Genomic DNA, 21,591 nt, shown 5'->3' with positions numbered 1-21,591 from the left:
CAGCTAAATATTAGCTTCGTACAATATTTAAGAAATACAGATGACGTTCATATTGATCAATAATGTCCTGGATCAAATCTTCTTGAGTCCAATCCATTACATCATAGTTCTGCCCACCCTCTCTTAAAAATACTTCGGCTTGGAAATATTGCCCATCTTCGGCTTCAGTACGTCCAATTAAAAAACTTGGTGGCACTGTTTCACGTGAAACAACTTTATAAATAAAATTAATTTCATTGTGATGATCGACTCGAAGTTGCATCCCATCCTCAAGTTGAGTAATTGAAACTTCTAAATGACGGCGTCTAAATTCATGTTTGATATTTTCAAACGCACGAGCCACTTGTTTTTCGATATATTCTCTAACCTCTTCTTCACTATGAGGATAGTGCATGATTAAACCTAGCCGCTGTTGCCAGCTTCTTGGATTATGAATGGCACGTGGGGTAATTCGAGCTTCCTGAATTGCTTGCATTTTCGTGACATCAAGATGCAATGCTTTTATTAATCCCCAACTCATGAACAGCATAACCACAGTAAATGGCAATGCGCTCATAATGATTGAAGATTGAAGCGCAGCCAAACCACCGACTAACAATAAAATAATGGCGAGTACAGCCATCAGTACTGTCCAGAACAAACGCTGCCAAGTTGGTGAATTTTCAGTTTTTGCAGTTAAGTAGTCTGTTACCAATGCTCCCGAGTCAGCAGAGGTCACAAAGAATAAAACAACTAAAACGGTAGCCAAAATATTCATGACACCTGACCACGGTAAGTGTCCTAAAAACTCAAATAGAGCTACTGATGAGTCTTGCTGAACAGCCTGAATAAGAGTGTTTTGATGTTCATGAATAATGCTAAATAATGCAGCGTTTCCTAAAAAGCCCATCCAGATAATGGTAAAGCCTGTCGGGATGAGGAGAACCCCTACAATAAATTCTCGAATGGTACGACCACGTGAAACCCTTGCGATAAACATACCCACAAATGGCGACCAAGAAATCCACCAAGCCCAATATAAAATTGTCCAACCACCAATCCATCCATTCGGCTGATAAGCGTATAAATTGAATGTCATGGTAAAAAGGTTAGAGATATATTGCCCAGTGTTTTGAATAGTAGTCTGGAGTAAATAAATACTAGGACCAGCGATAAAAACAAAGACTAATAATATTAAGGCTAAGACTAAGTTTAGCTCTGATAAACGTTTAACCCCTTTATCAAGACCTAAGAACACAGACAAGGAAGCTAAAATGCTCACAAAAATAATCAGTAATACTTGAATATGGGTGCTTTGCTCGACACCGAACAAATAATGTAAACCCGAGTTAATCTGGGTAACGCCAAACCCGAGAGAAGTTGCTACACCAAATACCGTACCAATGGTCGCGAATATATCGATGCTGTCGCCCCAAGGCCCATAAATCTTCTTACCAATGAGAGGATAAAGGGCTGAACGGGTCTTTAACGGTAAATTATGTCGATAAGCAAAATAAGCCAATGCCAATCCGACCACTGCGTAAATAGCCCACGCATGCAAGCCCCAGTGGAAGAAGGTCACCCTTAATGCTTGCTGTGCTGCCTCAATAGTCTGAGCATCTCCACTCGGTGGATTAACATAATGCATGACAGGTTCGGCAACTCCGAAGAACATGAGACCGATACCCATCCCTGCTGTAAACAGCATGGCAAACCAAGACCCATTATTATATTCAGGCTGACTATGGTCAGGTCCTAATTTAATTCGACCTATTGATGAACAGGCGATATAAATCAATAAAATGAGAAAAAAGGCTACAGATAAAACATAAAACCAGCTAAATGAATCGGTGATCCATTGTTTTAATTGCTGCGTTAGAAGTTCAAAAGAACTCGGGGCGATCACAACAACTGCCAAGAACAAAGCAATGATAATGACCGTACCAAAAAATACGTTAGGATTAACGTTTGCGAACCAACCTGGTTGTTTGGAAGGCATAACTCCTCCATGTTATTTTAATGAAAAGTGACAGGCATAAAGCCAATAAAGACATTCACAGAATGAACAAAGTTAAATCTTTCAATAGAGAAAGCCGATAATACTTTAAATAAACTTAAATAATATTGCAGTTACAAAGGTGTAAAAAATTAAAACACCTTCTCCTTTATTTGTCAGAATCCTTCTTTGTTGGATGGGCAATGTACTGTAGAGCAATTAAACGTGTGACAATCAAAGCGAGATACATCACACCACAAAACATTTGTAGCATGGCTAAAACGCGTGCTGGTGGACTAAGCGGCATTAAATCAGATAAGCCTGTTGCTGACTGTAAGCTAAAGCTCAGGAACAATAGATCTAACCAAGTCTGCAAATGATGAGCATTGTTTGGATTTTGGAAGCTCGCAGGAATCAATAACTGACAAATGTTGTAGAGGAATGCAAAGCCCCAAGCAAGCAAAGTAAAAACTGCAGCAGCTGCAAATAATTCATCTCTTGTTAAGTATCGATCAGCAAACATATAACGAAATAAACCGTAAGCAGCCGAAAAGTAAGCTAGCGCTTCACAACTATGAGCAAATATCTGGATCGTTAAATTGCTATAGCCCAATAAAATAAAGACTGAGGATATAATCGCTCCACTGACAAAAGTTAATCCCAGAAAAGTAAACATTGGGGTTTGGCGAATCACTTTGGCAATAATAAGTAAGGCAAGCACTCCTAAAGCCCACGTTAGGGTCCGGTAAAATACATCGTGAAAAGTCAGCATGGCCAAAATGAGTAAGATAAATTGCACAAGCAGCAACCATGCAGAAGGTAGCAGTCGAAAGCTCGCCCAGAAGTCCATGATAGATCGCATTTAATTATTTTCCTTTTTCATTATGTTTTGAATTATAAGAAATCATACTGTACAAAAAATAGGACAAACAAGTTGTTCTTTATTAAAGAGCTTCTTTCACTTTAAGTTATACGATCAACAAAAAAAGCCCCGCAGGGCTTTTAATGAGATAGATATTTAATCCAGTTTGATTTTAGTGATCTGAGGCACCAGAAGCACCGATACCTGTCATTGAACGAACATATTGGGCATCGAATGCAGCACGCTCTTTTTTAGCACGTGCAGAGTTGTCAGTCACCGAGAAGAACCAACAGCAAAGGAATGACAATGGCATCGCAAATAATGCAGGACCATTGAATGGGTTAACTGGTGTATCAGAGATTTTTAAAGTATCTACCCAAACCGCTTTAGACAGAACAATAAGTACTACAGCTGTTACAAGACCAACCACACCACCTATAACTGCACCACGAGTGGTTAAACCTTTCCAGAACATTGAAAGAACAAGAATCGGGAAGTTTGCACAACATGCCACAGAGAATGCTAAGCCCACCATGAATGCTACGTTTTGTTTTTCAAACAAGATACCCAAAATCATGGCAAAGATTGCTAAACCAAGTGTCGCAATTTTTGACATACGAAGTTCTGAAGCTGGAGTCGTTTGACCTTTCTTGAATACGTTAGCGTATAAGTCGTGTGAGATTGCAGATGCACCTGAAAGTGTTAAACCAGCAACAACAGCAAGAATCGTTGCGAACGCTACTGCTGAAATGAAGCCCATGAATAAGTCACCGCCTAAAGCATCACTTAAATGCACGGCTGCCATGTTGTTACCACCAACAAGTTCAAGCTTGCCTGATACTGCCATTTTTGCAACATCAAGGAATTGAGGGTTGTTTGATACGAAAAGGATCGCACCGAAACCAATAATGAAAGTTAGAAGATAGAAGTAACCAATGAAACCTGTCGCTACTACAACCGATTTACGCGCTTCTTTTGCGTCTTTTACAGTGAAGAAACGCATAAGAATATGTGGAAGACCCGCTGTACCAAACATGAGTGCCAAGCCAAGAGACAATGCATCAATCGGGTTTGCGGCAAGTTTACCCGGACCCATAATTTTTGCAGCTTCTTCAAAGCTTACGCTGTGAACTTTACTGAATACTTCAATTGATTGAGTGAACATATTGCTAAAGCTGAAACCAACCGCTTTCATTACCATGAATGCCATGAAAGTCGCACCACTGAGCAACATGACCGCTTTAATGATCTGTACCCATGTCGTTGCCAACATGCCACCAAAAATTACGTATGCCATCATTAATAGACCAACGATGACAACAGCGATGTTATAGTTCAAACCAAATAGTAATTTGATGAGCTGGCCCGCGCCTACCATTTGAGCGATCAAGTAGAATGCCACAACCACAAGCGAGCTTAAGGCAGCTAAGGTACGGACTGGTTTTTCTTCAAGACGGAATGACACTACATCTGAAAGGTTGTATTTACCAAGGTTACGTAAACGCTCTGCAACCAAGAATAAAACGATTGGCCAACCTACCATAAACCCAAGAGAATAAAGTAAGCCATCAAAACCCGAACTAAACACCATCGCGGAAATACCAAGGAAAGATGCTGCTGACATATAGTCACCGGCAATTGCCAATCCGTTTTGGAAACCGCTGATTCCGCCCCCTGCGGTATAGAAATCTTGTGCTGATTGAGTTTGTTTCGCAGCCCACTTAGTAATAAACAAAGTGAAACCAACAAAGATGACAAACATGATGATAGCGTGCCAGTTAGTGGCTTGTTGCTCTGCTTCACCTAAGTCCGGGCTTGCCATAGCAACAGTTGAATATAGCGATGCTGCTGCCAATAAGGCTTTCGCTTTTAATGAATTCCATTTCATATTAGTGTAATCCTTTCTCATGCGTGATGGCTTCAACTTCCTTCAACGCTTCTTCACTCAACTGGTCAAGGGTATTGTTTGCGATATAGGAATACACGCCACACAGTAGGAAAGATAAAACAATAATTCCTAAGCCTAGTGGAATACCCCATGTCGTTACACCACCACTAAATGAACTCATTAAAAATTCTTTGTTGTAGCCAACAAGTAGCATAAAGCCCACATAAAGCACTAACATAATGATTGTGAGCGTCCAGCTTAATGCACTTTTTTTCTTGACCATCTTTTGAAACTTTGGATTGCGTAGAATCTGTTCTACTTGGCTCTGATCCATAACCAAACTCCTTGCCTGTGCCCAACCTTGGTCACTTTTTTAATAGTAGTTTCTCATTATTAAAATTAGCAAAATAACGTGTAATTCGTAACTTAGACTTTGGTCGTTAAAATTTAATCAATTTATAGCTTTGTTTCTGCTTGCGGTATGATAGGCGCAAGGTTTTAATCATGTAGGTCATATGAACAGCTGGCTGATTATTGGGGTACTCACTCTTTATATAGCACTCTTATTTATTTGTGCTTTTTTTGGCGAGAAGCATGCTAGCCGCCTGAGTACACGTGGCCGGATGTTCTTGTTTAGTTTGACCTTAGGTGTTTACTGTTCATCTTGGACATTTTACGGTGCAACCGGAGCTGCCGTCCGAGAAGGCGTCATTTTCTTACCTATTTATTTAGGTCCGCTGTTATTTGTTTGGTTTGGTTACGATATCTGGCGACGTTTAGGCCGAGTACGTCAGCACCACGCGATTTCCTCAATTGCCGACTTTGTTGCTGCGCGTTATGGCAAAAGCGGGGTATTGGCATCGCTGGTTACGATCTTGGCAGTTATTGCGATTATTCCCTACCTCGCCTTACAGTTACGCGCAATTGCCTTAAGTACCTCAGTCATTTTGGAGCAAAATGCTCATATTCATACGACCACCAATAGCGTATTGCTATTAACCAGTGTCCTTGCGATCTTAGCCATGATTTTTGGCACAAGGCAGATCGCGAATACCGAACAGCATGGCGGCCTCATGTTAGCCGTTGCATTTGAATCTTTTGTAAAATTATTCGCCCTAATCTGTGTCGCTTTATTTTTTATTTTTGAAGCACCCGCGAACTTAGTACAAGTCTCAGCCGACGTAAACCAAACCTTCCAAGAAGTTCAGTTATTTGGGGTGCCTGAAACTTTCTGGATTCAGACATTATTGGCAGGTCTAGCAATTATCTGTTTACCCCGTCAGTTTCATGTGGCTGTTGTCGAATTACGCGATGAAAAGCATATTCGTGGTGCACGTAAATGGTTTGCGGCTTATCTCATTTTAACGATTTTAGCTATTATCCCGATTGCAAGCTGGGCTTTGCATGCAGCGCCAAAATTCCTAACTGTGCCTGATGTGGCAGTACTCTCATTACCATTGAGTTATAACCAAGAATGGTTAGCCCTACTGGCCTTTTTAGGTGGGTTCTCTGCATCAACAGGCATGTTACTGGTGTCATCAGTTGCATTATCTATCATGCTCAGTAATGACTTGATTATGCCCGCACTATGGCGTTTTAAGCTGCTATCACGTCACGATAAACATTTACCTAAAGTTCTTAAATTCAGCCGCCGCATTAGTATTGTCGCGGTGATGTTACTTGGCTTTTTATTTTTCCACTTCTTTAATGATATTAACCAGCTTTCAGTATTTGGTTTATTAGCGTTTAGTGCGGTTGCTCAATTCGCTCCTGCACTAATTGGAGGATTATATTGGCGAGGTGGAAGTCGCCAAGGCGTTTATGCAGGTCTTATTGTTGGCTTTTTAATGTGGAGTTACACATTACTATTTCCAACCATTTTACGTAGTTTACCGGAAGCCTATCAAGAAACAGCCCAAAGTATTTTGCTTTTTGGTCCTTTGGGAATTAATGCTTTACGCCCAGAGTCACTTTTTGGTTTTGAATCATTTGCACCTTTAACCCACGGCGTTATTTGGTCTCTCGGTTTAAATATTGTTTTATATATTTGGATTTCTAAACTTTATCGCCCAAGTGTAGCAGAACAAATTCAAGCAGAAAGCTTTTTTTATTATGAAACTAAGCCTCTGCCATCTCCACATACTTCTACCGATTTGACCTATTTACCCCACGATGCTGCACGTTTAAAAGTAGGTGATCTGTTCGCCCTTGCTAAAAGAATTACGGGTGAGCAACCCACAACACAAGCGTTCGAGAACTTTTGTGAACAAAATCATCTCACGCTTAACCCGAATAGTATCGCCAATGGCATGTGGTGGCGGTTCACCGAACAATATCTAGCTGGCATTATCGGCGCAGCCTCTGCCCGTACTTTGCTCACTACAGCAATGATTAATAATGGTTTGGCATTAGGCCAAGTCGCCAATATTTTAGACCAAGCCTCGCAATGGCAACGTTTCAATCAAAACTTGCTGATGACCATGATTGACCACATGACCCAAGGGGTAAGTGTGGTTGATAAAAACATGTGTTTAGTCGCATGGAACAACCAATATTTAAAACTATTTGGCTACCCAAAAGATTTAGTCTATGTGGGTTGTCCAATTGCCGATCTGATTCGTTATAACGCTGAACGCGGCGAATGCGGCCCCGGTTCAGTCGAAGAGCATGTTCGTAAACGTTTGCACTGGATGAAAGTCGGAAGTGCGCATGAATTTGAACGAATCCGTAAAGACGGACGCGTTATTCAAATGCGCGGAAATCCTATTTCAGGTGGTGGATTTGTAACTACCTTCGCCGACATTACGGCTTTCCGTGCGAATGAGGCAATACTTGAAGCCCGCGTAAAAGACCGAACCCAACAACTTGCCGATGCCTTAACCGAGCAACAGCTTGCACGTGAACAAGCCGATATGGCCAATATGTCAAAAAGCCGATTTATTGCTGCGGCAAGTCATGACTTATTACAACCAATGCACGCTGCCCGTCTGTTTAGTACTGTTCTTGAACAAAGCATTGCGACCGAAGAAGACCGTCAAACTCTACAGCAACTTGACCGTGCTCTATATGGTGCAGAAAGCATGCTCTCTGCTCTACTCGATATTGCGCGTTTGGAAGGCGGTACCATACAGCCAAAAAGACAGCCTTATCCTCTGCACGATTTATTAAGCGACCTCGAACTACAGTTTAAATCGATTGCTGCACAGCGAAATATTTCATTAAAAGTTCATGATGTATCATTCTGGATTGACACAGATCCACAGTGGATACGACGTATTATCCAAAACTTTGTAAGTAATGCTTTGCGTTATACAGCCAAAGGCCGAGTGATTGTGGGGGTATTACGCTCAGCTCAAAAACCTGGACACATTCGAATTGGTGTTTGGGATACAGGTCCCGGAATTGCTGAAGAACAACGTATTAAACTATTTCAAGAATTCGAACGCTGTGGGCATTTATCACCTTGGGGTGAGCAAGGTCTCGGTTTAGGTCTCGCGATTGTGCAGCGTATGACGGGTTTACTGAATTATCCAGTCCATGTCTACTCACAACTTGATAAAGGCTCCTGCTTTATGATTGAGGTTCCGGTGGTAGAAGCTCCAAAAGTGATAACCCCAACCGTACAAGCAGTGCCTTTAAAAACTAAGGCTTACCGAATTTTATGTTTAGACAATGATGAAACAATTCTTGAGGGCATGAGTAGCTTATTAGGTCGATGGGGTTACGAAGTTTTTAAAGCCACTGAACCAGAACAAGCATTTGAGATTATTCAAAAAGAGAATATTCAAGTCTGGCTTATCGATCAGCATTTAAATAATAACCAACTCGGTGTCGATTTTATTTTGCAAAATCGTCAACATGATGTTCCGGTTGCTCTGATTACAGCCGACTCTCATCCTGAGTTACCTCAACAATTGAAAGAACTGAATATTGTTTTACTCAAAAAACCGCTTAAGCCAGCCTCTCTAAGAGCATGGCTATCGGGTCTTAAAATTGCCAGTGAGACAGATTAATTTTTTTCTCCCAAATCTTTAATAAGTTTGGGAGGAATTTTTGGCAAAAATTATAGAACTAATTTAAGCCAATAGGCAGAACTGCTCAAAAAGTCTACTTTTGTTGATTAAATAATTGGCCAAACTTTCCAATAGTCCTTTTTCTATGGCAAAGCTCACCTTTTTTGTAAGTGAACACTTGTACACTTAGTTACAATTTCATAAGCTACTGTTTTTTAAAATTATAATTAGCACAAAATAACTATATACGACTTTAGTCGTATTCTACTTGCATTCTTCATGACACATAAATATTCAAAACCTATTTATTAAATGTACAGTCATTTTTATAACCCATTTCCATATTAAGCACCCCTGCTCACGAATTAATGCAAAGGACAATTGCCATGAATATTTCTGATAACAGCCCACAAGGCCAACTTTCGTCTCAACAGTTTTATCGTCAATACAGTGCTAATGCTTTACTTCCTGAACTAGATTGGCAAAGTATTTTCCCCCACAGCAAGCTCAATGAAGCAAACATTAAAGCATTAAATACAATTTATCAGTGTGCCGTCCCGCTGGCACTTAATGTATTTCATGATCTAAATTTTGATGTATTTGCACCTGCGGCTTATCATCCGCAAGGTTTAGGTTTATTTGATAAATTGGCACAACAAGAAGAAAATTTCTTAAAAGTTCTTAGCGCTGAAAGTGAAAATCTTGATCATGACACACGTCATCAAATCTGGAGCATGCTACTCCGTGGCGGTGCTGTACTCGTTTTCAAAGCTTGGCTTGGTCATGTCAAACTTGGCGAGAATCAGTTAGATATGACTCAGTTTGATGAATTATCTGACTTACTCTTTATTAAAACGCACCCCGATCAACTTGCTGAACGACTACATGTTGATGAAAAAGCAAAACTCGACCATATCTTCTTAATGTACGGCAATGACATTTTCCTTGATCGCTTTAACAGCCTCGAAACAGCTGCACTTTTTGTAGATTTAGGCGTTTATGACGCAGCCTTCTTAAGCTTACGTGATGACCGCGTGGCTGAATATTTAAAAATGAAAGGCTATGTGACTCAAGAACAAATTGATGATTTGCAATGTGCGCTTAACCCTTTGTACTGCGACAGCCTAACACCAAAGCAAGATTGCCTTGCTTAAGTGGCACACATAAAAAAGACCTCAATCGAGGTCTTTTTTCTTTTTAGATTTTCTTATCTTCAATATTGAGTGCGCTAATCGCCAATACGGCTTGTGTACGGTTTTGTACACCTAATTTTCTAAAGATAGCCGTTACGTGAGCTTTAATCGTTGCTTCTGAAACATCTAGCTCGTATGCAATCTGCTTATTTAACAAACCTTCCGCAACCATCATCAAAACACGGAATTGTTGAGGTGTTAATGATTGAATACGTTCAGCTAAAGCAGTTTCATCTGCTGCTCTTGGGTCAAGGTTAAGATTAGATGGCAAATTAGGTGGTAACCAGATATCACCTTCTAAGACTTGACGAATCGCTTCGCCAATATGGCTTGGATGAGCCGACTTAGGAATATAACCCATAGCGCCATGAGCAATCGCACGTTGAATGATTGAAGTTTCTTCATGTGCAGAAACAACAATAATCGGAATAGATGGATACTGTGCTCTTACATAAACCAGAGCCGAAAAGCCTGAAGCACCGGGTAGATTTAAATCGAGTAATACTAGATCAGGTTCTGCCCCATTTTCCAAACGCTCATAAAACTCATCAACCGAGGCTGTTTCATGAATTTGTGCCTGTGGCAGGCTATAACGTACTGCTTGAATTAAAGCATGACGAAACAAAGGATGATCATCAACGATTAAAATATTCATAAGCGATTAAAGTAATCTTGAGCATAAGTATGGCCTATTGTAACCCTACTATTTAGATGAAAGATACGTTCATCTTATCCATTTTTATGCAAAATGTTGATAAATGCAGAACTTAGCCAAGATTTTGAGATGTTTTTTAACTTTTAATCAAAATTAATCTGTTTTTTATATAAGCTTCCTTTTTATTATAAAAAATATATCACCTATAATTATATAAAATAAAAACAGCAACTTAATAGAAAAACAAAGTATAAAAATCCACTATTTATCTTTTATATTTAAAACTGATAAGGTTGACCAATTTCGTTATTTTACAGTTTACCGTCGTTGTTGATTAATAAGTCCAATCTCTTGTTTTAGGCTTAGGAACCAAATTATGACTGGTATCACATCACCAAAACCTTTAAATATCGTTGCTGTTTCTGGTGGATTAAATACCCCATCTAAAACGGAAAGTCTGGTTCAAGCCATTCTTGATGAATTATCAGAAGCAATCGATATTAAAGTTCACTTTATTAAATTAAGCGAAATCGGGCCTCTATTAGGCGGCGCATTTTATCGCAACCAACTTCCACAGCGTGTGCAAGATGACCTTGCAGCAGTTGAAGCAGCAGATGCTTTAATTGTAGGTACACCCGTTTACCGTGCTTCTTTTACAGGTCTTTTCAAACATTTCTTCGATTTTGTTGAACAGACTGCTTTAGTCGATGTGCCTGTACTTTTAGCAGCATCGGGCGGTAGTGATCGTCATGCACTCGTACTTGAACATCAACTACGTCCATTATTCAGTTTCTTCCAAGCACAAACTTTACCAATTGGCGTATATGCGACCGATCGTGACTTTACTCCTGAATATACGGTAAAAAGCGAGCAATTATCAGATCGTATTACGTTAGCAGTGGCACGCGCATTACCAATTTTAGAATGGGCGCCAGCGAAAGGTAAACGTGCTGAAGTGGTTAAATCTAAATCACAGCAAGCAAATCAAGAGCTTGGTATTAACAAGCAAATTGAACAAGAAGAAGTATTACCTTCAGCGGCTGTACCAGACCTTGATGCGGCAGAATCTCGTTTGCATCACAAGTCTGGCAAATCATTAACGCATGTTGCTTAAGCGCAATATCGCTAAATAAAAAGAACGAATGGGGAGAGCGAACCATGACGCAATTACAACAACCAATTAAATTTGCTTATTGGGTACCAAACGTAAGCGGTGGCCTTGTAGTGAGTAACATCGAACAGCGTACAGACTGGAGTTATGACTACAATATTCGACTTGCACAGGCTGCCGAAAACAATGGTTTTGAATATGCGCTCACCCAAATTCGTTTTACGGCTGGGTACGGGGCAGAAAACCAACATGAATCGGTAAGTTTCAGTCATGCATTACTAGCAAAAACTGAAAAATTAAAGGTCATCGCGGCTATTCTGCCCGGCCCTTGGAAACCGGCACTTGCGGCTAAACAACTTGCAACGATTGATTATTTAACTCAAGGCCGTATTGCGATTAACGTAGTGAGTGGCTGGTTCAGAGGTGAGTTTGATGCCATTGGTGAAGAGTGGCCTGAGCATGATGAACGTTATGTTCGCTCCGAAGAGTTTATTCGCACTCTAAAAGGAATCTGGACCACCGATAACTATAGTTTCGATGGTAAATACTACCAGTTCCAAAACTACACGCTTAAACCAAAACCTTTGCAAAAGCCTTATATCGAAGTTTTCCAAGGTGGCAGTTCACGTGCTGCACGTGACATGGCGTCTCGCGTATCTGACTGGTATTTCACTAACGGTAATACGGTAGAAGAAATTCAAAAACAAGTCGAAGATATTCGCACTAAAGCAAAAGCCAATAATCACCATGTCAAAATTGGGGTAAATGCTTTCATTATTGCTAGAGATACCGAAGAAGAAGCAAAAGCGGTACTTCAAGAAATTATTGATAAAGCCAATACTGAAGCGGTAAATGCATTTGGAGATGCTACACGTGAAGCAGGTGCTGCTTCACCAGAGCAACAAGGTAACTGGGCAAAATCAACTTTTGAAGACTTAGTGCAATACAACGATGGCTTTAAAACCAATTTAATTGGTACGCCGCAGCAAATTGCAGAGCGTATTGTGGCACTCAAAAATGTAGGGGTTGATTTGATTCTTTCCGGATTTTTACACTTTATTGAAGAGGTGGAATATTTCGGAGAAAAAGTTCTGCCGCTCGTTCGTCAGTTAGAACTTCAACAGGAAAAGGAGGTAGAAATCCAAGCTAAATCAGCCTAAAAAACCCCAGTTAAAACAGCGCAAGATAATAAAAACAATAAATTAAAAATAAAGAATTTATTGGCTCCAAGACTCGGCTTGGAGCTTTATTTTTTAAGATTTTTCGACTTCTCGAATCACAGTTTCAACTGAGTAACGGCACCATTTTGAAAGTTTTTCGATAAATTCATTTAATGCTGCTGGCTCAAAATGGCTTACGATCATATAGCAAGCATTACCCATGACTTTAAAGCATTCATCGATTTGTTCATATTGCTTCACTAAATTTTCAATTTCTTCAAATGCGCGTTGTTCATTTAAATGCAAATGAATAAATTGCTTATGCGAATATTGCACGGCAATGGTGTAGTTTTTGATAACACCAGCATCCATTAACTGAGCAATTCGAGCGCCCACCGCCTGCCCTGTTCGATGGACACGCTGCCCAATTTCTTTATTTGTCAGACGAGAATCTTGTTTAAGCAATGCAATAATTTTTAGATCAATCGGGTCTAATTCAATATTCATTTTTCATGGCGAAAGAAAACTAGCGTTAATGCTTTCATAGGACTATAGCCGATTTTTCAAGCAGAGAATAATCTTGTTTTATCTCATATCAACAAGAGTGACCTCATGAAACAAGCTCTATTAGTTATCGATGTACAAAATGATTATTTTAAAAATGGCAAAATGGAATTGGTTGGGCCAGATCAAGCGCTCGATAAAATAAAGCAGCTTGAAAAATATTTTAATGAGAAAAACTTACCGATTATTTATGTACAACATATTAACCCACCACAAGCGAGTTTCTTTCAAGAAAATACAGATGGGGTTTTACTTCATCCTGAACTTAGTGCTGATAGTGATTCATTAATCGTGACAAAGTATTATCCAAACAGTTTTTTAGAGACCAATTTAGAAGAACTCTTAAAAGCACATCAAATTGAGCAACTCGTGATTACAGGCATGATGACGCATATGTGTATTGATTCAGGTACACGTGCAGCCAAAGAACTTGGCTATCAACCCATCTTAATTACAGATGCAACCGCAACTCGCGATTTAAGCCATGACGGAAAAACTGTAAAAGCTGAAGACGTACAAACTGCTTTTTTAACTGCGCTAAGTACGTTTGCAAATGTACAAAATACTGCTGACTTTTTAGCAAGCTCTTAGTAGAAAGCAATAAAAAAGCCCCAGATGGGGCTTTTTTAAAATTAGTTCTGCTTATCAGGATAAACCGTTGTAATTAACTGATCTACCACTGCAGGTTCAGCCAAGGTTGAAGTATCACCTAAACTATCTAACTCATTCGCTGCAATTTTTCTTAAAATACGGCGCATGATTTTACCGGAACGGGTTTTCGGTAATGCTGGTGCCCAATGTAGTGCATCAGGTGAAGCCACAGGTCCAAGCACTTTACGTACCCAGTTGATTAACTCTTTACGCAGTTCTTCCGACTCTGGAACGCCCGCTTGCAAGGTCACGAAAGTACAAATACCTTGCCCTTTAATATCATGCGGCATGCCAACTACAGCTGCTTCTGCGACTGATTCATGCGAAACAAGAGCACTTTCAATTTCAGCTGTGCCCAGACGATGACCTGAAACGTTTAAGACATCGTCAACACGACCTGTGATCCAGTAATAGCCATCTTCATCACGGCGAGCACCATCACCCGTAAAATAAGTATTTTTAAAGGTCGAGAAGTAAGCCTCAATAAAGCGGTCTGGGTCACCCCAAATGGTACGCATCTGGCCTGGCCATGAATCTTTAATCACAAGGTTACCTTCAACCGCACCTTCTAGCTCATTACCCTCACCATCTACAATGGCAGGTTGGACCCCAAATAACGGACGTGTTGCTGAACCCGGTTTTAAAGCTGTTGCACCCGGCAATGGCGCAATCAAAATACCGCCTGTTTCGGTTTGCCACCATGTATCAACAATCGGGCAGCGGCCTTCACCAACAACGTTGTAGTACCAGTTCCAAGCTTCAGGGTTAATAGGTTCACCGACCGAACCGAGTAAACGCAAGCTGCTACGGTTACTTTCGCGTACAAATGAATCACCCTCTCGCATCATGGCGCGAATTGCGGTTGGAGCTGTATATAAGATAGAAACTTTGTGTTTATCGACCACATGACCAAGACGTGCCCATGTTGGATACTGAGGTACACCTTCAAACATTAAGGTGGTCGTACCATTTGCCAGCGGCCCATAAATTAGATAACTATGCCCTGTAATCCAACCGATATCGGCTGTACACCAATACACATCATCTTGTTTTAAATCGAAGACCTCTTTAAAGGTACTGGTTACATAAACTAAGTAACCGCCTGTCGTATGCAACACACCTTTCGGTTTACCTGTCGAGCCCGATGTATAAAGAATAAATAAAGGGTCTTCTGCCTTCATCGGCTCTGGAGGACAGTTTGCATCAACCTCCATAATAATGAGGTGATACCACAAATCACGACCAGGCTTCATTTCAATCGGGTTTGCATTGCGGTAAACCACAATCACATTTTCAACACACTCAGTACCCGGCAATGCTAAAGCCAAATCAACATTTTCTTTGAGCGGTAATAGTTTTCCGGCACGTAGACTTGAGTCTGCGGTAATCACCAGTTTAGCTTGGCTGTCTTCAATACGACTTGCTAAAGAATCTGGCGAGAACCCACCAAATACCACACAGTGAACAGCACCAATACGGGCACAAGCTAACATGGCAATTGCAGCTTCTGTCACCATTGGCATATACAGTACAACGCGGTCACCTTTACCAATGCCATATTTCTTTAAAACGTTGGCAAAACGGCAGACTTCGTCGTGTAATTCTTTATAAGAGACAATCTTATGACGAGAAGGATGGTCACCTTCCCAAATAATTGCAGGTTTATGTGGATGTTCTTTAAGATGCCTGTCTAGGCAGTTTGCTGACACGTTCAACTCACCATCAGCAAACCATTCAATTTTAAAATTGTCTTTGTCAAAACTAGTATTTTTAACTTGGGTAAATGGCTTTATCCAATCGACAATTTTAGCTTGCTCTGCCCAGAATTCATCTGGGTTCTCGATAGAGTGTTGATAACGTTTAAAGTAGTCTGCTTCAACAGTACGAGCTGTTTTTTTAAATTCCTCTGGTACTGGATAGATCTCATTCATACGCAACTTCCTTGATCTTGTGCATCCCATCTCGAGACTGTGGCTATTATTTTACTGGATCTTATTTGCATGCCTTTGCAGTATGATGACTCATTCAAAGCCTAGACAATGCGACTTTGGTCATATATTAACCACTTACTCAAGCATACGAAATTATGAACATTTTTATAAAATTAAGTTGATTTAAAACATTTGTCTATAGCTTTTACTTTTATAATTTTTTCAATATTTGATGGTTTTGATCATCAACAAAGATTATTTTGTCTCTCATATGCAACCTAGGAATAAAATAATATGTTTGCCCAAACAACTTCCTCACGCCCACCACAGCTGCCTTTAAAAGATAGCCCTTTTTCAATTCATGGCCGTTTTAACCGTATGAGTTATTTAGGTGGATATGGACTGATTTATTTAGTCACAATCGTGGGTTATTTTATTCTGGCCTCCTTTCTTGGCAGTTTTCAGCTTTCAAGTAATTTATTTAATTTTGAGTTTTATAGCTCTCTATCTGGCCTCAGTGCTTTGGTGGTATGGGCTTTTTGGCTATTCCTGATTTATTTAAATGCTGTTCTCGTCGTGCGACGTTTGCATGATCTAAATAAAAGTGGTTGGATGGGATTACTACTATTCATTCCAGTTGTTCAGTTCTTTTTTATGATTTATTTACTGCTTGCCTCAGGTACGGCAGGTCCAAATCAATATGGTCCTTCTCGACCATCAACGTTCATAGAAAAGTTAATGGCTTGGTTTATTTTATTCGCTATTTTAATTAGCCTTATTTCTACCGCAGGCTTTTTTTACTACTTCTCTGGTACCGATACTATTCAAACCCCGTCACAAATCTTACAAAAAGGAACGGAATACTTTTAATTAAAAAACACTTTATTATTCAGATGAACTCATTATAGTAGGCGCACATTTTATCTCCTACTATGATGAAAGCCGATCATCGCTTTCATAATTTTTTAAAATAGAGACTTGTCGTGGCTGATGAACAAAAATCCTTAACGGATGTTGCAAAAAATACAGGCGAACTTTTGCAAGAAGCAGGTACTAAAACCACTCAAACGGTTTTAGCCCATACCGAAAAGTATCATGATGCCTATACCACTATTGATAAAATCGTGGATAGCTTCTGGGAACGTGTGCCTTATATTTGTATTGCGATTATCGTTTTTATTATTTTTTGGCTACTTACCAAATTATTTAAGTTCTTTGTTCGTAAAACCTTAGAAAATCGCTCTTATACGCGCCAAAACCTAGTGTTGGTTCTAAACCGTGTAGGAAGTACGACAATTTTATTTTTTGGATTCTTAATTGCACTTGTCATCATGATCCCAGGTTTTACACCAGGACAACTTATGAGCGCATTAGGGATCGGTTCGGTCGCAATTGGTTTCGCATTTAAAGATATTTTCCAAAACTTGCTTTCAGGTATTTTGATTTTATTGAGCGAACCCTTCCGTATTGGCGATTCAATCGTGGTCAATTCACTTGAAGGAACTGTTGAAGATATCCAAATTCGTGCAACATTCTTACGCTCGCCAGATGGCCGTCGTATTGTTATTCCAAATGCCACTGTTTATACGAGCGCTTTAACTGTAAATACGGCTTATCAGCAACGACGTTGTGAGTTTGTAGTTGGCATTGGATATGACGACGATGAACAAAAAGCTAAACAGATTATTTTAGATATTCTTAATAATGACCGAAATGTACTGAGTCAACCAGCCTTCTCGGTTAACGTTACAGCTTTGGCAGATTTCTCGGTTAACCTGACTGTACGTTGGTGGGTTGATACCACTGAAACTGATATGTCCTCATCTACAAGCACAATTCAAGCTCAAGTAAAACAAGCTTTCAATGAGAACGGAATTAATATTCCTTACCCAATTCAGGAATTAAAAATGGCTTCAAATCAGCCACTTTTAAACCCAGAAGCATCAACTAAAGAGACGACCTAAAATATAAGAAATAGACGTTTCAGTTCTTAAAATACGGTTGCCTAAGCTCACAGCTTGGCAGCCGTTTTTTGTGAGCAAATCAATTTCATAGGGAATAAAGCCGCCTTCGGGTCCAACGACTATACTGCACGCATGCGGAATATTAACTGGCATGCTCTGCTCGGCATACGGATGAGCCACATAGGCGGGACTTTCCTTTGAAATTAAGTTTGGTAAAACATCTTCAACAAAAGGTTTAAAGCGTTTATATAATTGAATTTCAGGAACAATGGTGTCGCCTGCTTGCTCAAGCCCTAAAGTCACATAGTTATCAAGTTGTTGCAAAAATGGAGTTTGCCAATAGCTTTTATCTACACGATAACTATGAATCAAACTAATTCTTTCAACCCCCAAAGTCACACTATCCATAATTAAACGGCGTAAAACTTTGGGCCTTGGTAACGCTACGATTAAATGTACTGGAAGTTTTGCAGGTACAACTTCTTCAGTGATAGGCCGTATACAAACTTCATGCTCATTCATCGAAACAATTTCAGTGGTATAACGTGCGCCATTACGAACACCAACTTTTAGATTTTGGCCAACCGTAATATCAAGGTGTTCACGCAAATGCTGTAATTGGCGCTTTGAACGGATTGACCATAAATCTGACTGAACATCGTCAGGTTCTAGTAAAACGATATTCATGGTTTTTCGGCCAAATACCGGTTAATTACACCAATATGCTTTTGTAATGAACCTTGGTTACGCTGCAAAACTTTATGCGCCTGCTCTACCACCTGCTTTGCTTCTTCAGGCTCGGCTAAGCATGCCATCCAGATTGCTACAACTTGCTCAGCGTCTTGAGCAATGAGCACCCCGTTTTCATCAATGAATTCATCAACAATGGTTTGGAAATTAAAGTAACGAGGTCCTATTACGGTCGGTACATTTAAAACCATAGGCTCTAAAATATTATGCCCACCACCCGGTTCATTAAGTGATCCACCAACAAAACACACCTGACTTAAAGCATACCATAGCCAAAGCTCACCCATACTATCTGCCAGATAAACCTGTGTGCTAGCGTGAATACTATGATTCATACTTCTACGATGAGTAATTAAATCTAAGTTCTGACAAATTTCAAATACTTCATCGAAACGTTCAGGATGTCGAGGCACGACAATACAAACTAACTCTGGATCTGACTTTAGATAAGGTGCAAGTGCCTGCAAAATTTGTTGTTCTTCTGGCGCATGTGTACTGGCAATTGTTAGGACTTTACGCTGCCCCAAATACCATTGTTGTTGTAATTGCTCAGCCTGATTTATAAAAGCCTCAGGTGCATGGATATCAAACTTAATATTTCCAACCACCTGACTTTTTTGTTGATCTAAACCAAGTTCTACATAACGTTGTCGAGTCGCATTATCTTGTGCCAGCACCCAGTCAATTTGCTTCAGCATTCCCGCTGTTAGCCCTGAAACGCGGCTATAACCTTTTGCTGATTTTTCTGATAATCGCGCATTTAATAATAAACAAGGAACCTGTTGTAGCTTGGCTTGATCAATTAAATTTGGCCAAAGCTCAGTCTCAACCAATGCTAAAAGTTTTGGCTGGTACAACTCAAAGAATTGCTTTAAGAGGTGCTTTTGATCAACCGGCAAATAAACTGCTTGAAATAAATCTAAATAAGGTGCTTTTAAAAATAACGATTTAGCACGCGCCTGCCCCGTCTTCGTTGTATTGGTAACTAATACGGGTTGACCAAGTTTAAGATAATGTTCAATTAAGGGCTGTGCTGCATTGGTTTCTCCAACCGAAACAGCATGGAACCAAATTGCTCTTACATTTTTCGGAGACTCAAACGGCCCAAATCTTTCAAGACATTCCTGATTATATAATTCCTGGCTTTCTGCACGTCTTTTTATCCGCCATTGGTAAAAAGGTTTTAATAAATGGAGTGCGGTGTTGTACCAAAAAGGGGTCGCCAAGCGGTTTGCCTCAAATAGTCAAAGTTTAAAACTGGGGAAAATATAACATAGATAGAAAAAATGGCAGAGTTTCGATACCTAAACTCTACCATTACAAGAAAAGCGATTTACTGAGCCCATAAATTAAAGAGGTCAGTAAATCATCTGTTCAAAAAATTACGAAGCTTCTAGTGTTGGATAGTCTGTATAACCTTCAGCACCTTTCGCATATAAAGTCGTTGCTTGAAGTTCGTTTAGTGGCAAATCTTGCTCTAAACGCTGTAAAAGATCTGGGTTAGCAATATATGCCTTACCAAAAGATACAGCATCTGCCTGACCTTCACGCAAGATACGTTTTGCTGACTCTGGTGTTAGGTTCTCATTGGCAATCCATACACCATTAAATTTTTCGCGAAGTTTAGGACTAATACTATCAGCAGCTTCATATTCACGAGAGAAAATGAAAGCAACATTACGTTGGTTAAGTTGTTCAACTACATAACCAAAAGTTGCTAATGGGTTTTCATCTCCCATATCGTGTGAATCACCACGCGGTGCAATATGAACACCTACTCGGCCAGCGCCCCACACTTCAATAAATGCATCAACGACTTCTAATAATAAACGTGCACGGTTTTCAACAGGACCACCGTATTCGTCATCACGTTGGTTGGTATTACTTTGAAGGAACTGGTCAATTAAGTAACCGTTCGCTGCGTGTAATTCAACACCATCAAAACCTGCTGCTTTAGCCAGTTCTGCTGAATGTTTGTATTGAGCAATAACTTCTTGAATCTCTTCAATTGAAAGTGCACGCGGTGTTACATAAGGACGTTTAGGACGTAATAAACTCACTTCACCCGCAGGTTGAATTGCACTTGGTGCAACAGGAATATCACCGTCTAAAAGTTCAGGATGCGAAATACGGCCTACATGCCAAAGTTGAGCTACAATTTTTGAACCTTGAGCATGAACTGCCTCAATAATTTTATTCCAAGCTTGTGCCTGCTCTTGTGACCATAATCCTGGGGTGTCTGCGTAACCCACAGTTTTTGAACCAATCACTGTTGCTTCAGTCAAAATTAGACCAGCATTTGCACGTTGTTGATAGTATTCAACCATTAAATCATTAGGCACTCGGCTTTCACCACTACGCGCACGCGTTAATGGAGCCATTACCAATCGATTTTTGATTTCAAAATCACCAACCGTTAAAGAAGTATTGAGTTCAGCCATAATCGCCTCGACTTACACTTTTAATAATTTAAAGTGTTTGTTTTAAATGTTCGATATATTGCTGAATCAAAGCTTCGTTACGTGAAAAATAAGACCATTGACCATATTTTTGGACCTGAATAAGCCCCGCCTGCTGTAATACAGACAAATGATTAGACATCGTAGACTGAGCTACTTTACCCAAACGTTCAATATGACCTGCACAAACACCCTTCTCAAAACTACCACCACATTCTTCCACCGGTAAATAATGTGCAGGTTCTTTTAACCATTGCAAAATTTGCCGACGTAGAGGGTTGGAAAGGGCTTTGCTAATTGCATCAATATCCATAGGCTCAACACGTCTTTTAAACGAACAAAGCTTTGTTCAGCATTTCGAAAACATAATATCGCATTTTTTCGATATTCATATCTATTTTTTTCGATATTCATA

The 21,591-nt window shown here is 39.9% G+C and carries 18 protein-coding genes; 7 read left to right on the top strand and 11 right to left on the bottom strand.

Annotated elements, in window-relative coordinates:
• Positions 1-10 precede the first annotated feature (10 nt).
• The 4 genes from ACYU0V_RS00950 to ACYU0V_RS00935 form a co-directional block, all read right to left on the bottom strand.
• Positions 11-1,978 (bottom strand): BCCT family transporter, encoded by a 1,968-nt coding sequence (locus tag ACYU0V_RS00950; RefSeq protein WP_039764889.1) that lies wholly within the window; start codon positions 1,976-1,978, stop codon positions 11-13.
• 166 nt (positions 1,979-2,144) lie between these two features.
• The gene (locus ACYU0V_RS00945; protein ID WP_461848720.1) at positions 2,145-2,837 is read right to left on the bottom strand and encodes an ion channel; all 693 of its coding nucleotides are present in this window, start codon (positions 2,835-2,837) and stop codon (positions 2,145-2,147) included.
• Positions 2,838-3,009: 172 nt separating this feature from the next.
• Positions 3,010-4,725 (bottom strand): cation acetate symporter, encoded by a 1,716-nt coding sequence (locus ACYU0V_RS00940; protein WP_005078627.1) that lies wholly within the window; start codon positions 4,723-4,725, stop codon positions 3,010-3,012.
• A gap of 1 nt (position 4,726) precedes the next feature.
• Positions 4,727-5,059: a DUF485 domain-containing protein gene (locus tag ACYU0V_RS00935; RefSeq protein WP_000372818.1), complete on the bottom strand. Its 333-nt coding sequence runs from the start codon at positions 5,057-5,059 to the stop codon at positions 4,727-4,729.
• A gap of 181 nt (positions 5,060-5,240) precedes the next feature.
• On the opposite strand from ACYU0V_RS00935, the gene ACYU0V_RS00930 reads away from it, so the two are divergent.
• Complete coding sequence (locus ACYU0V_RS00930; RefSeq protein ID WP_461848715.1) at positions 5,241-8,738, top strand: hybrid sensor histidine kinase/response regulator; 3,498 nt, start codon at positions 5,241-5,243, stop codon at positions 8,736-8,738.
• A 386-nt stretch (positions 8,739-9,124) separates the two neighbouring features.
• On the top strand, positions 9,125-9,892 hold the full coding sequence (locus ACYU0V_RS00925; protein ID WP_032006609.1) for a hypothetical protein: 768 nt from the start codon (positions 9,125-9,127) through the stop codon (positions 9,890-9,892).
• 43 nt (positions 9,893-9,935) lie between these two features.
• Here ACYU0V_RS00925 and ACYU0V_RS00920 read toward each other — a convergent pair whose 3' ends face one another.
• On the bottom strand, positions 9,936-10,586 hold the full coding sequence (locus ACYU0V_RS00920; protein ID WP_002122041.1) for a response regulator: 651 nt from the start codon (positions 10,584-10,586) through the stop codon (positions 9,936-9,938).
• Positions 10,587-10,962: 376 nt separating this feature from the next.
• Here ACYU0V_RS00920 and msuE point away from each other — a divergent pair, with 376 nt between their 5' ends.
• On the top strand, positions 10,963-11,700 hold the full coding sequence (msuE, locus tag ACYU0V_RS00915; RefSeq protein ID WP_005066848.1) for an FMN reductase: 738 nt from the start codon (positions 10,963-10,965) through the stop codon (positions 11,698-11,700).
• Positions 11,701-11,744: 44 nt separating this feature from the next.
• Positions 11,745-12,857 carry a dimethylsulfone monooxygenase SfnG gene (gene sfnG, locus ACYU0V_RS00910; protein WP_202733036.1) on the top strand — a complete coding sequence of 371 codons (1,113 nt, stop codon included), beginning with the start codon at positions 11,745-11,747 and terminating at the stop codon, positions 12,855-12,857.
• Between the two features lie 93 nt (positions 12,858-12,950).
• Here sfnG and ACYU0V_RS00905 read toward each other — a convergent pair whose 3' ends face one another.
• Complete coding sequence (locus tag ACYU0V_RS00905; RefSeq protein ID WP_005066843.1) at positions 12,951-13,364, bottom strand: Lrp/AsnC family transcriptional regulator; 414 nt, start codon at positions 13,362-13,364, stop codon at positions 12,951-12,953.
• A gap of 105 nt (positions 13,365-13,469) precedes the next feature.
• Between ACYU0V_RS00905 and ACYU0V_RS00900 the strand changes: the two genes are divergently transcribed.
• Positions 13,470-14,012: a cysteine hydrolase family protein gene (locus ACYU0V_RS00900; protein WP_461848710.1), complete on the top strand. Its 543-nt coding sequence runs from the start codon at positions 13,470-13,472 to the stop codon at positions 14,010-14,012.
• 41 nt (positions 14,013-14,053) lie between these two features.
• Here ACYU0V_RS00900 and acs read toward each other — a convergent pair whose 3' ends face one another.
• Positions 14,054-16,003 carry an acetate--CoA ligase gene (gene acs / locus ACYU0V_RS00895; protein ID WP_317799976.1) on the bottom strand — a complete coding sequence of 650 codons (1,950 nt, stop codon included), beginning with the start codon at positions 16,001-16,003 and terminating at the stop codon, positions 14,054-14,056.
• A gap of 294 nt (positions 16,004-16,297) precedes the next feature.
• On the opposite strand from acs, the gene ACYU0V_RS00890 reads away from it, so the two are divergent.
• Positions 16,298-16,873, top strand: a complete 576-nt coding sequence (locus tag ACYU0V_RS00890) for a DUF805 domain-containing protein (RefSeq protein WP_213689152.1) — start codon at positions 16,298-16,300, stop codon at positions 16,871-16,873.
• Positions 16,874-16,986: 113 nt separating this feature from the next.
• Positions 16,987-17,967 (top strand): mechanosensitive ion channel family protein, encoded by a 981-nt coding sequence (locus ACYU0V_RS00885; RefSeq protein WP_002121934.1) that lies wholly within the window; start codon positions 16,987-16,989, stop codon positions 17,965-17,967.
• Here ACYU0V_RS00885 and ACYU0V_RS00880 read toward each other — a convergent pair.
• From ACYU0V_RS00880 to ACYU0V_RS00865, 4 genes are all read right to left on the bottom strand, one after another.
• Positions 17,947-18,654 carry a 16S rRNA (uracil(1498)-N(3))-methyltransferase gene (locus ACYU0V_RS00880; RefSeq protein ID WP_461848707.1) on the bottom strand — a complete coding sequence of 236 codons (708 nt, stop codon included), beginning with the start codon at positions 18,652-18,654 and terminating at the stop codon, positions 17,947-17,949. The two genes, ACYU0V_RS00885 and ACYU0V_RS00880, sit on opposite strands and share 21 nt — an antisense overlap.
• Complete coding sequence (locus ACYU0V_RS00875; protein WP_461848706.1) at positions 18,651-19,943, bottom strand: 3-deoxy-D-manno-octulosonic acid transferase; 1,293 nt, start codon at positions 19,941-19,943, stop codon at positions 18,651-18,653. The genes ACYU0V_RS00880 and ACYU0V_RS00875 overlap by 4 nt, the downstream gene beginning before the upstream one ends.
• A 156-nt stretch (positions 19,944-20,099) precedes the next feature.
• Complete coding sequence (locus ACYU0V_RS00870) at positions 20,100-21,158, bottom strand: alkene reductase (protein ID WP_461848705.1); 1,059 nt, start codon at positions 21,156-21,158, stop codon at positions 20,100-20,102.
• A gap of 28 nt (positions 21,159-21,186) precedes the next feature.
• Positions 21,187-21,489: an ArsR/SmtB family transcription factor gene (locus ACYU0V_RS00865; protein ID WP_002121891.1), complete on the bottom strand. Its 303-nt coding sequence runs from the start codon at positions 21,487-21,489 to the stop codon at positions 21,187-21,189.
• Positions 21,490-21,591 lie beyond the last annotated feature (102 nt).

This window comes from Acinetobacter sp. X9, assembly GCF_054889255.1.
Note: the sequence above shows the minus strand (reverse complement) of the source record. Positions and strands in the feature narration are given on the sequence as shown.

Excerpts from the sequence above, each read along its gene's own strand:
- ACYU0V_RS00935 (WP_000372818.1), bottom strand. The coding sequence starts at position 5,059 with ATGGATCAGAGCCAAGTAGAACAGATTCTACGCAATCCAAAGTTTCAA.
- sfnG (WP_202733036.1), top strand. The coding sequence starts at position 11,745 with ATGACGCAATTACAACAACCAATTAAATTTGCTTATTGGGTACCAAAC.
- ACYU0V_RS00925 (WP_032006609.1), top strand. The coding sequence starts at position 9,125 with ATGAATATTTCTGATAACAGCCCACAAGGCCAACTTTCGTCTCAACAG.
- ACYU0V_RS00890 (WP_213689152.1), top strand. The coding sequence starts at position 16,298 with ATGTTTGCCCAAACAACTTCCTCACGCCCACCACAGCTGCCTTTAAAA.
- ACYU0V_RS00905 (WP_005066843.1), bottom strand. The coding sequence starts at position 13,364 with ATGAATATTGAATTAGACCCGATTGATCTAAAAATTATTGCATTGCTT.
- ACYU0V_RS00870 (WP_461848705.1), bottom strand. The coding sequence starts at position 21,158 with ATGGCTGAACTCAATACTTCTTTAACGGTTGGTGATTTTGAAATCAAA.
- ACYU0V_RS00920 (WP_002122041.1), bottom strand. The coding sequence starts at position 10,586 with ATGAATATTTTAATCGTTGATGATCATCCTTTGTTTCGTCATGCTTTA.
- msuE (WP_005066848.1), top strand. The coding sequence starts at position 10,963 with ATGACTGGTATCACATCACCAAAACCTTTAAATATCGTTGCTGTTTCT.
- ACYU0V_RS00865 (WP_002121891.1), bottom strand. The coding sequence starts at position 21,489 with ATGGATATTGATGCAATTAGCAAAGCCCTTTCCAACCCTCTACGTCGG.
- ACYU0V_RS00950 (WP_039764889.1), bottom strand. The coding sequence starts at position 1,978 with ATGCCTTCCAAACAACCAGGTTGGTTCGCAAACGTTAATCCTAACGTA.
- ACYU0V_RS00930 (WP_461848715.1), top strand. The coding sequence starts at position 5,241 with ATGAACAGCTGGCTGATTATTGGGGTACTCACTCTTTATATAGCACTC.
- ACYU0V_RS00940 (WP_005078627.1), bottom strand. The coding sequence starts at position 4,725 with ATGAAATGGAATTCATTAAAAGCGAAAGCCTTATTGGCAGCAGCATCG.
- ACYU0V_RS00880 (WP_461848707.1), bottom strand. The coding sequence starts at position 18,654 with ATGAATATCGTTTTACTAGAACCTGACGATGTTCAGTCAGATTTATGG.
- acs (WP_317799976.1), bottom strand. The coding sequence starts at position 16,003 with ATGAATGAGATCTATCCAGTACCAGAGGAATTTAAAAAAACAGCTCGT.
- ACYU0V_RS00945 (WP_461848720.1), bottom strand. The coding sequence starts at position 2,837 with ATGCGATCTATCATGGACTTCTGGGCGAGCTTTCGACTGCTACCTTCT.
- ACYU0V_RS00900 (WP_461848710.1), top strand. The coding sequence starts at position 13,470 with ATGAAACAAGCTCTATTAGTTATCGATGTACAAAATGATTATTTTAAA.